We start from the raw sequence: 12,227 nt of genomic DNA on the forward strand, positions 1-12,227 counted from the left end.
GCTACTCCGCGGGAAGTACGCGTTCGCGGGCGGCGTCGGGGCCGTCGTCCAGGAGCACCTGGAAGCCTGCCTCGTCGAGGATGGGTACGCCCAGGTCGCGGGCCTTGTCGTATTTCGATCCGGGGTTGTCACCGGCGACGACGAAGCCGGTCTTCTTCGACACCGAGCCCGACGCCTTGCCACCCCGTGCCGTGATCGCCTCGGTTGCCTCGTCGCGGGAGAAGCCTTCGAGGCTGCCGGTGACGACGACCGTGACGCCCTCGAGCGGCCGTGGACCCTGCTCGATCTCCTCGCGCAGCTGGACGCCGGCCGCCCGCCACTTCTCGACGATCTCGCGGTGCCAGTCGACCGCGAACCACTCCACGAGCGACGCCGCGATGGTGGGACCGACACCCTCCGCGGCGGCCAACTCCTCTTCGCTCGCCGCCGCGATCCGGTCGAGGTCGCCGAAGGTCCGGGCCAGCGCCTGCGCCGCCGTCGGCCCGACGTGCCGGATGGAGAGCCCGACGAGCACCCGCCACAGGGGGCGGGTCTTGGCCGCCCGGAGGTTGAGGAACAGCCGCTTGGCATTGGCCGAGAGCTCGCCGGACTTCGTGGTGAAGAACTCCGAGCCTTCGAGCTGCTCGGGAGTCAGCGCGAAGAGGTCGCCCTCGTCATGGATCAACCCTTCGTCGAGCAGCGCGGTGCCGGCCTGGTAGCCGAGCACCTCGATGTCGAACGCCCCACGCCCCGCCAGGTGGAACAGGCGCTCCCGCAGCTGCGCCGGGCATGACCGGGTGTTGGGACAGCGCAGGTCGACGTCGCTCTCCTTCTCCGGCCGCAACGGGCTGCCGCACTCCGGGCACTTGCTCGGCATCACGAACTCACGTTCGGAGCCATCCCGCAGGTCGACGACCGGCCCGACGATCTCGGGGATCACGTCACCGGCCTTGCGGAGCACCACCGTGTCGCCGATGAGGACGCCTTTGCGCTTGACCTCCTGGGCGTTGTGCAGCGTGGCGTACTCGACCGTCGACCCGGCCACCTTGGTCGGCTCCATCACGCCGTACGGCGTGACTCGCCCGGTCCGGCCGACGTTGACCCGGACGTCGAGCAGCTTGGTGTTGACCTCCTCGGGTGGGAACTTGAACGCGATCGCCCACCGTGGCGCCCGCGAGGTCGAGCCGAGCTGGCGCTGCAGCGGCACCTGGTCGACCTTGACGACCACGCCGTCGATCTCGTGGTCGAGGTCGTGCCGGCGTTCGCCGAACTCGCGGGCGTAGGCGTCGACCTCCTCCAGGGTGCGCAGGACCCGCACGTGGTCGCTGACGGGGACGCCCCAGTCGCGCAGGCTGGAGTACGCCTCCGAGAGCCGGGCCGGCGCCCACCCGTCGCGTTTGCCGATCCCGTGGGCGACGAACCGCAGCGGCCGCCGGGCAGTCATCCGGGGATCCTTCTGGCGCAGCGTTCCGGCCGCGGAGTTGCGCGGGTTGGCGAACGGCGCCTTGCCGGACTCGACGAGCCCCGCGTTGATCTCCTCGAAGTCACGGAGGCGGAAGTAGACCTCGCCGCGAACCTCCAACACATCAGGCGGCATCGACCCGTCTGCGCTGGTGGCCAACCGGGTCGGGATGGAGTCGATCGTCCGTACGTTGACGGTGACGTCCTCTCCGGTCCGGCCGTCGCCTCGGGTGGCTCCGCGGACCAGACGCCCGCCTTCGTAGACGAGGTCGACGGCGAGGCCGTCGACCTTCAGCTCGCAGAGATACTCCGCTTCGGTGCCGATCTCGCGCTCGACCCGGGCGGCCCAGGCGCGCAGCTCCTCCAGACTGAACGCGTTGTCGAGCGACATCATGCGTTCGAGGTGGTCGACCGGGGCGAAGTCGGCCGACCAGGTGGCGCCGACCTTCTGGGTGGGCGAGTCGGGGGTACGCAGCTCCGGGTGGGCGTCCTCGAGGTCGCGCAGCTCCAGCATGAGGGCGTCGTAGTCGGCATCGGAGATCGTCGGGCGGTCGAGCACGTGGTAGCGGTAGTTGTGCTCCTCGACCTCCTGCGCCAAGGTGGCATGCCGGTCACGTGCCTTGCTGGACGGCTCGGCGGTCCGCTTGCTCATGGCAGCAACCTACCGCCGCGGTCCGACATGGCCGCTGCCCATCGCCCCAGTTCACGCCGGACGTCTGCGAGGTTTCCGGCCAGTCAGGTGGCAGAGCGGCAGCTGGTCGGGCGAGGTACGGTGATCAGGCCGTACGCAGATGAGCCGCGGCGTCGCGCGCCAGCGCCATCGCCGTGCGCGCCCATGCCGGGTCAGCGCCCGCAAGGCCGCACGAGGGTGTCACCACGCAGCCGCGGGCGGCTTCGTCGGCGGCGAAGCCGAGCCGTCGCCACAAGACCGTCACCGAACGCGCCACGTCGCTGTCCGACGGTCCCGCGCTCTTGCCCCCGGTCGCCGCGCCGGCCGCGGCCGGACGCGTAGCCGGCACGGCACCGACCAGCAGCGCCACCCCGCCGTCGACCGCCGCGCCGAGCGCGTCGAGATCGCGCTCCCGCACCCGGCTCAGGTCGAAGGACAGCCCACGCGCCCCTGCCCGCACCAGCAGGTCGAACGGAACGCCGGCCGCGCAGGAGTGGACGACCGGGAGAGCCCTGTCGCCCGCCACCCGGTCGAGGACACCGCGGAGCAACTCGAGGACTTCGTACTCCTCGACCGTCCGATAACGGGAGAACCCGGAAGCGGTCGGGACGGAACCGGCCAGGACGGACGGCAGGGAAGGTTCGTCCAGCTGGACGACGAGCTCGGCCCCGGGTACCCGCCCCCGAACCTCCACCAGGTGACCGGAAAGCCCTTCGGCCAGCGACTGTGCGATGTCACGCCGGGCGCCCGGGTCACCGAGGACGCGGCCCCCGCGTGGGCGTTCGACGCATGCGGCCAGCGTCCACGGTCCGGCGACCTGCACCTTCAACGGCCCGGAGTAACCCTGGGCCAGTTCCTCCAGTGCGTCCAGGTCCTGTGCCAGCATCGACCGGCCGCGGCCCTGGTCCAGTCCCTCACCCGTCGTGAGCCGCCAGCCGGCGGGCTGCAGGTCGACCGCCAACTCGACGAGGAGGCCGCATGCGCGGCCCACCATGTCCGCGCCGGGTCCGCGCCCGGGAAGCTCCGGCAGGTGCGGAAGGTCCGGCAGCTCTCCGAGGACGACCCTCGCCGCCTCCGACGGGTCGGAGAAGGGCAACGAACCCACGCCGGTCGCCGAACCCGGGCGCCAAGGAACCTCGATGTCGTTGGGCACGACGCACAGGCTACGAGTCGGCCGCCACCGCGGCCGGAACGGTGTCGGCGATCGTCGCAGAGCCGATGACCCGGCTCTCGTCGTAGAGCACGACCGACTGCCCGGGCGCGACACCTACGGCGTGGTCGGCGAGGTCGACGCGGAGCGTCTCGCCGTCGAGCCACGCCCGCGCCGCGAACGCCTCGCCGTGGGCGCGGATCTGGGCCCGGCAGCGCACCACACCGGCGGGCTTCGACCCGCACCAGCGCGGCTGGGTGCCCGCGAGCGCTCGCACGGCGAGCCGCTCGCGCGGGCCAACCGTGACCGTGCGGCTCACCGGTTCGATCGACAGGACGTAGCGCGGTCGGCCGTCCGCGGCGGGCCGGTCGAGGTGCAGGCCGCGCCGCTGCCCGACGGTGAAGGCGTACGACGCGTCGTGGCGGGCGAGCACGGTGCCGTCCTCGTCGACGACCGTGCCGGGCCGCTCACCCAGCTCGCGCGAGAGGAAGCCGGACGTGTCACCGTCGGCGACGAAGCAGATGTCGTGGCTGTCGGGCTTCTCCGCGACCGCGAGCCCGCGCGCCGCGGCCTCCTCGCGTACGTCGGTCTTGTGGGAGCAACCCAGCGGGAACATCGCGTGCGCCAACTGGTCGGCAGTCAGCACGCCGAGGACGTAGGACTGGTCCTTCTCCGGGTCGACCGACCGGTGCAGCTCGGGTCCGTCCGCACCGTCGACGAGGCGTGCGTAGTGGCCGGTGCACACGGCGTCGAAGCCGAGCGCGAGCGCCCGGTCGAGCACCGCCGTGAACTTGATCTTCTCGTTGCAGCGTACGCACGGGTTGGGCGTGCGCCCGGCCGCGTACTCCGTCACGAAGTCGTCAACCACGTCGGCCTGGAAACGCTCGGCGAGATCCCAGACGTAGAACGGAATCCCGAGCACGTCAGCGGCCCGGCGGGCGTCGCGGGAGTCCTCCAGAGTGCAGCAGCCGCGGGCTCCCGTGCGGAAGGACAGCGGGTTGCGCGACAAGGCGAGATGGACGCCGGTGACGTCATGGCCCGCCGCGACCGCCCTCGCCGCCGCGACCGCCGAGTCGACTCCGCCGGACATCGCCGCCAGCACCCGCATCAGCGTCCTCCTCCGGTCGTCGTGCCCGTGACCCGCTCGTGTACGCCTGCGGTGTTGACTGCGTTGACCAGCCCGGCGGCGCGGGCACGCTCGACGACGGGTCCGATCGCGGTGCCCAGGGCGTCGACGTCGGCGCGCGTCGAGGTGTGGCCGAGGCTGAACCGCAGCGATCCGCGGGCCCGCTCCTCGTCTCGTCCCATCGCGATCAGGACGTGGCTCGGCTCGGCGACGCCCGCCGAGCACGCCGAACCGGTGGAGCACTCGATCCCGCGCGCGTCGAGCAGGAGCAGCAGCGAGTCACCCTCACAGCCGGGGAACGAGAAGTGCGCGTTGCCAGGCAGCCGGCGCGCCTCGCCAGCCGGCTGGCGCTGGTCCGTGGCGAGCGGCTCGCCGTTGAGTTCGGCGTCGGGCACCTCGGCGAGGACCTGGCGGACGAGCTCGTTCCGCAGACCGGCCAGAGTGCGCCCGAGCTCGACGTGCCGTGACGTCGCGAACTCCACCGCCGTGGCGAACCCCGCGACCGCGGGAACGTCGAGCGTGCCCGACCGGACGTCGCGTTCCTGTCCCCCGCCGTGCAGGAGGGGCATGAGGTCGATCTCCCGGCGTACGACGAGCGCGCCGACACCGATCGGACCGCCTACCTTGTGCCCGGTCACCGTCATGGCGTCGAGTCCGGCGGAGGTGAAGTCGACAGGCAGCTGGCCGACGGCCTGGACCGCGTCGGTGTGGAAGGGGATCTCGTGCCGGCGGGCGAGTGCGGCGAGCTCGGACACCGGCTGGACCGTACCGACCTCGTTGTTGACCCACATCACCGTCATGAACGCGACGGAGGCGGGATCCCGCTCCACGCTCGCGACGGCGGCGTCGAGGTCCACCCGGCCCACGTCGTCGACCGGCAGCCACTCGACCTCGGCGCCAGCGTGGCCGGCCAACCACTGGACCGCATCGAGGACCGCATGGTGCTCCACCGCACTCGCGAGGATCCGGCGCCGACGCGGGTCGGCGGCCTGACGGGACCAGTAGAGGCCTTTGACGGCGAGGTTGTCGGCCTCGGTGCCGCCACCGGTGAAGACGATCTCCGACGGCCGGGCGCCCAGGGCCCGGGCGACCGTCTCGCGCGACTCCTCGACGACCCGCCGGGCCGCGCGGCCGGACGCGTGCAGGGACGACGCGTTGCCCAGCCGCGGGAGCTGGGCAGCCATCGCCGCGACGGCCTCGGGCAGCATCGGCGTCGTCGCGGCGTGGTCGAGGTAGACAGGGGAAGGCGTGGCATCCATCGCCCTCCAGAGTAATAACCGTCTCCGGTACGTGGGCGGCGAGCACGACGTTCGCGACTAGAGCCTCTCTGAGCTCCCGACGATGCACGGCAGGTACCAACGAAGCACGTCGAACTTGCCGCGTGTCGTTGGGGAATGATCACGTAAACGTGATCATTCCCCGGCGCCCGCGGCTCGCGGTGCTAGGAGGGCCAGGTCTCCCGGCGCCAGGCGGCGTCCCAGAACATCCACTCGAAGGTCGTCGCCCGGGCGAAGGCCGCGTGCATCCGGCGCAGGGTCGGCTCGCCGGCGCCGGCCGCCACCCGGTCGGCGATCGCCCGTGCCGTCGAGGTCGCGGCTGTGAACGACTCGTCCGCGTACATCCCGATCCAGTCGGCGTACGGATGCCCCTGCAACGCCCCAGCCCGCTCCAGCAGCCGCGTACCGACGTCGGAGTAGATCCAGAAGCACGGCAGCAGCGCGGCCACCAGCTCCGGGTAACCCTGGGTGTGCGCGACGCCCAGCAGGTACGACGTGTACGCCAGACAGGTCGGGCTCGCCGGGTGCCGGGCGATGTCGCCGACGTGGCGGCGGTGCAGGTCACGCTCGACAAGGATCGAGTCCCTGGCCGAGCCGGCGAAGAACGCCAGGTCGTCGACCGTCTCCGCCATGACCGCCGCCGTGGCCAGCGCCCGTGCGTAGTCCTCGAGGTAGTGCGCGTCCTGAGCGAGGTAGTAGACGAACCGGTCGCGGTCCAGCGAGCCGTCCCCCAGCCCGCGAACGAACGGCAGCGCGTCGATCGCCTCGCGGGTCACGGCGCTCGCGGTCCACGCCGCGGCACTGAACGTCGTACTGCCCGTCGTACTGTGCGCCGGGTCGGGAGCGGTATCAGGAGGCGGCGTCACGGTTCCCCCACCAGTGGTAGAAGTGGTGCACGGGTCCGTTACCGGTACCCACAGCGAGCGTGTCGGCCGCGGCGATCGCCTCCGTGAGGTAGGCCTTGGCGGCTCCGATCGCCTCCGGCCAGCCCGGACGCTGGGGTCGCAGCGCCGCGATCGCCGACGACAGCGTGCAGCCGGTGCCGTGCGTGTGCCTGGTCCTGATCCGTGGGGCGTTGAACAGGCGGGTGCGTTCGGCGTCGACGTACACGTCGGTGGACTCGTCGGAATCCAGCCGGTGGCCACCCTTGAGCAGCACCCTCCGCGCGCCCATGCGCCGCAGGTCCCGTGCCTGCTCTTCCGCTTCGTCCACGCTCTGTGCAGGCGGGCGGGCCAGCAGCGTGGCCGCCTCGGGGATGTTGGGGGTCACGAGGTCGACCAGCGGCAGCAACCGGTCGCGCAGATCGGCGACAGCGTCGGGTTCCAGCAACCGGTCGCCGCTTGCCGCCACCATCACCGGGTCGAGAACGATGCACGGCGGTCGAAGCCGGACGAGAGCGTCCGCGACGGTACGGATCACCGCGGCGTTCGCCAGCATGCCGATCTTCACCGCGTCGACGGAGACGTCGGCGAACAGCGTGTCGAGCTGCTCGGCGATGAACGCGGTAGGGATCACCTGGATACCGGTCACGCCCCGGGTGTTCTGTGCGGTGAGGGCGACCAGCACGGCCGTGCCGTAGGCACCGAGTGCCGAGAACGTCTTGAGGTCGGCCTGGATCCCGGCACCACCGGAAGGATCGCTCGTCGCGATCGTCAACGCGACCGGGGGTGGCGTAGTCCCTGGCTGCTCCGGGTCGGGCGTTGTCCGCAACGCCGGTGTCATCGAACCTCCTTCACGGCAAGGCAGTTTCGCAGGGCTCGGGCCGCCGCGGCCGGGTCCGGCCTCCCGCAGATCGCGCTGACGACAGCGATGCCGTCCACCCCGGTCGCCCGGACAGCGGCAGCGTTGTCGGTGTCGATCCCGCCGATCGCGACGACCGGCAAGGATGCTCCGCGGACGACCTCTGCCAGCGTGTCGAGGCCCATCGGAGCAGCGGCGTCGCCCTTGGTACGTTGCGGAAGGACCGGTCCGGCACCGAGGTAGTCGACGGCGCCCGCCGCCAGCTCACGCACCGCGGCGAGCTGATCCGGCCGCTGGATCGACAAGCCCACAAAGGCGTCTGGACCAAGGAGCGCCCGCGCGACCTCGACCGGAAGGTCCTCCTGCCCGACATGGACTCCGTCAGCACCCGCCGCTGCCGCAACGTCCGCGCGATCGTTGACGATCAGCGGGACGCCCGTCTCAGAGAGGGTTTCGCGCAGGCGACGGGCTAGGGCCACGAGCGCGCGGGCGTTCGCGTGGGTGTCGCGCAGCTGGACAGCCGTCACGCCACCAGTCACCGCGGCCAGCACGGTGTCAACCACACCTTGCGTACCGCCACACAACCTCGTGTCGGTGACGAGATAGAGCGAGAGGTCCAGGTGGCGCAACGGGATCACCTGTCAACGCAGCCTTGCGCCGGTACGGATACGGTCGCCGTCGACGGTGGCCAACTCGTCGATCAAACCCACCGCGAACGAACCAGGCTTGTCTGCCCGCGCCACCGCGTCCTCGGCCGCCAGCGTCAGGAACACGGTAGCCGTCACGGTGGCGAGAAGAGGATCGTCGACGACTGCGAGAAACCCTGCCGCCAGCGCGCCGAGCACACAGCCGACGCCAGTGACCTTCGTCATCAGGGGATGGCCGTTCTCGACACGGACGGTCCGCTCGCCGTCGGTGATCAGGTCGACAGCCCCACTCACGGCGACCGTCGCGCCGAACCTGCCGGCGATCGCGGTGGCCGCCGCGGCCGCGTCGTCCGGTCCGGCACTCGCGTCGACCCCCCGACCGCCGAGCTCTCCGGTGAGTGCGAGGACCTCCGAGGCATTTCCACGTACGACCGCAGGGGGATACAGCTCCGTCAACTCCGCGGCCAGGGCCGCCCGCCAGGGCAACGCACCCGCGGCCACCGGGTCGAGTACCCAGCGACCGCCGGCGTCACCCACCGCGACCACGGCGGCCCGCATACCGTCGGCGGATGCCGCCGTGACGGTCCCGATGTTGACGAGGACTCCGCCGGCCGCTCGGGCGAGCACGTCGGCGTCCTCCACCGCGTCAGCCATCGCCGGTGCCGCCCCTGCGGCGAGCAGGGCGTTGGCGGTGAATCCGGCCACGACAACGTTGGTGAGACAGTGCACAAGTGGAGTCCGGACGCGCAACCGCTCGAGCGCGTCGGCCATGTCGTCAGCTTTCACAGCAGCATCGGCTGCGGGCATCGCGACGTCCCTTCGCCAGCATGATCTGGATCAGGTTCCACGGGTGTGTTCTCAGCCCGAACGATCTACGGGCACCCCGCGTCACTGCCTTCGACCGTACCCGCTCGGCGGCGGGTATGCGACCCAGGTGTGCCGGTCAGCTGCCCTTGCGTTCGGTGATCTCCTGCGTCGCCTGGGGCAGGACCGTGTGCAGGTCACCGACGACACCGAAGTCGGCCATCTCGAAGATCGGCGCCTCGGCGTCCTTGTTGACGGCCACGATCGTCCGCGAGGTCTGCATGCCCGCCCGGTGCTGGATGGCGCCGGAGATGCCGGCCGCGACGTACAGCTGCGGCGACACTGTCTTGCCGGTCTGCCCCACCTGGTAGGCGTGTGGGTACCAACCGGAGTCGACCGCGGCCCGCGACGCCCCGACAGCGGCACCGAGCGCGTCGGCGAGTGCCTCGACGACGGCGAAGTTCTCCGCCGACCCGACGCCACGGCCGCCGGACACGACGATGGCCGCCTCGGTGAGGTCGGGGCGGCCGGTCTGGGTGCGTGCCGTGCGTTCGACGACCCGGGCCGTCTTCGCCTGGTCCGACACGGCGACGTCCAGCTTCTCCTCCACCGGTTGCGCAGGAGCCTGCTCCGGGGTGGCGGCGTTGGGCTTGACCGTGATGATCGGCGTGCCGCGGGTGACCTTCGCCTCGACGGTGTAGTTGCCGGCGAACACCGACTGGGTGGTGACCGGCCCGCCGCCGTTCTCGCCGGCTACCACGTCGACCGCGTCGGTGAGTACGCCGGCGTCGAGCTTGATCGCGAGCCGTCCCGCGATCTCCTTGCCCTCGGCGCTGGAGGTCAGCAGGATCGCGGCGGGCGTCGCGCGCTCCGCCACCAGGGCGAGGGCCTCCGCCTTGGGTGCCACGAGGTAGTCGGTCAGCTCGGGGTCTTCTGCGAGGTAGACCTTCTGGGCGCCGAAGCTCGCCAGGGTGTCCTTTGCGCGTTCGTACCCGCTGCCGATGAACACCGCGGCGGGATCGCCGAGGCGGCGGGCGATCGTCAGCAGTTCGGTGGTCGTCTTGCGGACGGCGCCGTCACTGTGGTCGACGAGGACGAGGATCTCTGCCATGCCGGAAGCCTTCCCCTATCTCTTTCCGCGCGCGTGCTTCAGACGAATCTCTTTCCGCGCGTGTGCTTCAGACGAACTTCTGCTCGGCCAGGAAGCCGACGAGTGCCCGACCGCCGTCGCCGTCGTCGGTGACGACCGTGCCCTGCTGACGTGGTGGGCGTTGTGTGTACGACGCGACCGCCGTCCTCGCCGCGCCCAACCCGACCTCCCCGGGGTCGACGCCGACGTCGGAGAGACTCCAGGTCTGCACCGGCTTCTTCTTCGCCGCCATGATCCCCTTGAACGACGGGTAACGGGGTTCGTTGGCCTGGTCGGTGACGGAGACGACCGCCGGCAGGGACGCCTCGACGATCTCGGTGGCGGTCTCGCCGTCCCGGCGGATCCGTACGCCGCCCTCCCCCACCTCGACGCTCGCGGCGAAAGTCACCTGCGGCAGGTCGAGGCGCTCGGCGAGCATCGCGGGAACGACCGACATGCCGCCGTCGGTCGAGGCCATGCCGCACAGAACGAGGTCGACAGGACCCTCCTCGCCGATCTTCGCCAGCGCCTTCGCGAGCACCAGGGACGTGGCCACCGCGTCTGAACCGTGCACCGCGTCGTCGGCGACGTGGACGCCGGCGTCCACGCCCATCTGCAGGGCCTTCTTCACCGCGGCGGCGGCGTCGGGCGGGCCGACCGCAAGGGCGGTGACCTCGGCGTCACCGGCCTCGGCGAGCGTCAACGCCGCCTCGATCGCGTGCTCGTCGAGTTCGGAGAGCAGGCCGGGCACGTTCACCCGGTCGACGGTGTTGTCGCCAGGGTCGAAGGTGCGGTCCGCTGTGGCGTCGGGGACGTACTTCACACAGACGACGATCTTCATGCTCCGGTCCGGCTCCTCACTCGCTCCGGGCGCGCTTACGCGGCTGAACGAACACCCCGCGAGTCGCGGGCGCTCGCGTGGCTACCAGCCTGCCAGGCTCGCCGCACCTGGCGAACGCACTCGAGCGAACACCTTGGACCCGAACCCGACCATCGAGACGTTACCCGTCAGTAGCTTAGTCGGCAACCGACGTGCCGCGGGGACGCGTGGGGGCCTCGGCGCGGTGCAAATGACCACGCTGAGCAGGCGTCCGCACCCTCACGAGGCGTCGGCACCTGTCCCGGGTGCCACACACCTGCTCAGCGTGGTCATTTGCCGCCCCCGGCGGACGCCGGGAGCACTTCGGGCGACGAGGAGCCGGGCGAGGCTCAGAGGACGGCGGAGAGGGAGTCCGCCGTCTTCGCCACGACATCGCGGACCGGCAGCGCCCGAAGCTCCGCGTTGAACGGCTCGACCTTGATCGGCCCGGCATAACCGATGTCGCGCAGCGCACCGACGAAACCCGCCAGGTCGATGACACCGGTCGCTCCCGGGAGGGTCCGCTGGCCGTCGATCTGCTCGTCGCGTTCACGGCCGACCGGCGCGTCGTTGAGGTCGACGGCGACCACCTGGTCAGCGGTCAGTCCGCGCAGGTCGTCGGCCGTCTCGCCAGCGGTGTACCAGTGGAAGGTGTCCAGGATGACGCCGACGTTCGAACTTCCCACCGCCGCCAGCAGCTCGCGCGCCTCGGCGAGGGTGTGGACGAACGGGTAGAGCTCGGTCGACCAGAAGGTCTTCGGCCCGACGTACTCCAGCCCGAACCTGATCCCCGCACCGCTCAGGATCTCGTCGACGAGGCCCACCCGCTCGACGTGCCGGGCGAAGTTGCGCTGGTACGTCACCGCGTCGCTCATCGGCCGGATCCACGTACCCGCGCGCTCGACGCCTGCCGCCGCCAGCGTCGCCGCGTACGCCGGAAGACCCGACAGCTGCTCCGCGAACTTCGCCGCTTCACCGGTGAGGTCGACCGGCACGCCACCGGATCCCCAACGCAGACCCGCGCTCTCCAGGCGTTCGCCCACCTTCGACAGCTCGGCTTCGGGCTGTTCCCCGAGGTAGCGGGCGTCCGGGTCGACCGCGCCGAAACCGAACTCGCCGGCGAGCTCCACCGCCGCTTCGAAGCCCGGGCTGATACCGAGCGCACCGGGGTTGAGGCTGGTGAAGAACGCGTCGCCGGTCGGTGTGCCCGGTGTGGTGGAAGTGGTGGCACTGGTACCGCCCACAGGCGTACCCCTCTCGTCGTCGCTACGAGGACTGTCGCCGCTGCCGCCATGGAAGGAGCGACCTCTCAAGTCTCGTCCACACAACACCGTCGAGTCGTGGGGCAGTCCGCCGGCTCTGGGCCGAAACAGGACCGTTCCGGT

The 12,227-nt window shown here is 71.1% G+C and carries 11 protein-coding genes and 1 riboswitch; all 11 genes read right to left on the reverse strand.

Translation table 11 applies throughout. The annotated features are described in order from the left end of the window. Window position 1 precedes the first annotated feature (1 nt). On the reverse strand, window positions 2–2,092 hold the full coding sequence (ligA, locus tag ABN034_RS09855; RefSeq protein WP_349690687.1) for an NAD-dependent DNA ligase LigA: 2,091 nt from the start codon (window positions 2,090–2,092) through the stop codon (window positions 2–4). 124 nt (window positions 2,093–2,216) lie between these two features. Continuing rightward, complete coding sequence (locus tag ABN034_RS09860) at window positions 2,217–3,263, reverse strand: uroporphyrinogen decarboxylase/cobalamine-independent methonine synthase family protein (protein WP_349690688.1); 1,047 nt, start codon at window positions 3,261–3,263, stop codon at window positions 2,217–2,219. Between the two features lie 10 nt (window positions 3,264–3,273). Further along, window positions 3,274–4,368, reverse strand: a complete 1,095-nt coding sequence (mnmA, locus tag ABN034_RS09865) for a tRNA 2-thiouridine(34) synthase MnmA (RefSeq protein WP_349690689.1) — start codon at window positions 4,366–4,368, stop codon at window positions 3,274–3,276. Beyond that, window positions 4,368–5,645, reverse strand: coding sequence for a cysteine desulfurase family protein (locus tag ABN034_RS09870; RefSeq protein WP_349690690.1), 1,278 nt, complete (start codon window positions 5,643–5,645; stop codon window positions 4,368–4,370). Before ABN034_RS09870 ends, mnmA begins: the two co-directional genes overlap by 1 nt. 182 nt (window positions 5,646–5,827) lie before the next feature. After that, window positions 5,828–6,529, reverse strand: a complete 702-nt coding sequence (locus tag ABN034_RS09875) for a TenA family protein (RefSeq protein WP_349690691.1) — start codon at window positions 6,527–6,529, stop codon at window positions 5,828–5,830. Continuing rightward, window positions 6,513–7,385, reverse strand: coding sequence for a bifunctional hydroxymethylpyrimidine kinase/phosphomethylpyrimidine kinase (gene thiD, locus ABN034_RS09880; RefSeq protein ID WP_349690692.1), 873 nt, complete (start codon window positions 7,383–7,385; stop codon window positions 6,513–6,515). The genes ABN034_RS09875 and thiD overlap by 17 nt, the downstream gene beginning before the upstream one ends. After that, window positions 7,382–8,032 (reverse strand): thiamine phosphate synthase, encoded by a 651-nt coding sequence (thiE, locus tag ABN034_RS09885; protein ID WP_502879000.1) that lies wholly within the window; start codon window positions 8,030–8,032, stop codon window positions 7,382–7,384. The genes thiD and thiE overlap by 4 nt, the downstream gene beginning before the upstream one ends. Before the next feature lie 12 nt (window positions 8,033–8,044). Continuing rightward, complete coding sequence (gene thiM / locus ABN034_RS09890; RefSeq protein WP_349690694.1) at window positions 8,045–8,857, reverse strand: hydroxyethylthiazole kinase; 813 nt, start codon at window positions 8,855–8,857, stop codon at window positions 8,045–8,047. Further along, window positions 8,848–8,946, reverse strand: a riboswitch (TPP riboswitch). Its footprint overlaps the gene before it by 10 nt. Before the next feature lie 47 nt (window positions 8,947–8,993). Next, a complete protein-coding gene (locus tag ABN034_RS09895) occupies window positions 8,994–9,965 on the reverse strand; it encodes an electron transfer flavoprotein subunit alpha/FixB family protein (RefSeq protein WP_349690695.1) in 972 nt (323 codons plus the stop codon). Window positions 9,966–10,032: 67 nt separating this feature from the next. After that, window positions 10,033–10,824 carry an electron transfer flavoprotein subunit beta/FixA family protein gene (locus ABN034_RS09900; RefSeq protein ID WP_349690696.1) on the reverse strand — a complete coding sequence of 264 codons (792 nt, stop codon included), beginning with the start codon at window positions 10,822–10,824 and terminating at the stop codon, window positions 10,033–10,035. A 368-nt stretch (window positions 10,825–11,192) separates the two neighbouring features. After that, entirely contained in the window at window positions 11,193–12,086 is an 894-nt protein-coding gene (locus ABN034_RS09905) for a sugar phosphate isomerase/epimerase family protein (RefSeq protein WP_349690697.1), read from the reverse strand. Window positions 12,087–12,227: the final 141 nt, after the last annotated feature.

This window comes from Actinopolymorpha sp. B11F2, assembly GCF_040195635.1.
Classification (GTDB): domain Bacteria; phylum Actinomycetota; class Actinomycetes; order Propionibacteriales; family Actinopolymorphaceae; genus Thermasporomyces.

Bases quoted from the DNA above. Each gene is read 5' to 3' on its own strand.
- ligA (WP_349690687.1), bottom strand. From the start codon at position 2,092: ATGAGCAAGCGGACCGCCGAGCCGTCCAGCAAGGCACGTGACCGGCAT.
- mnmA (WP_349690689.1), bottom strand. From the start codon at position 4,368: ATGCGGGTGCTGGCGGCGATGTCCGGCGGAGTCGACTCGGCGGTCGCG.
- ABN034_RS09870 (WP_349690690.1), bottom strand. From the start codon at position 5,645: ATGGATGCCACGCCTTCCCCTGTCTACCTCGACCACGCCGCGACGACG.
- thiD (WP_349690692.1), bottom strand. From the start codon at position 7,385: ATGACACCGGCGTTGCGGACAACGCCCGACCCGGAGCAGCCAGGGACT.
- thiM (WP_349690694.1), bottom strand. From the start codon at position 8,857: ATGCCCGCAGCCGATGCTGCTGTGAAAGCTGACGACATGGCCGACGCG.
- ABN034_RS09895 (WP_349690695.1), bottom strand. From the start codon at position 9,965: ATGGCAGAGATCCTCGTCCTCGTCGACCACAGTGACGGCGCCGTCCGC.
- ABN034_RS09900 (WP_349690696.1), bottom strand. From the start codon at position 10,824: ATGAAGATCGTCGTCTGTGTGAAGTACGTCCCCGACGCCACAGCGGAC.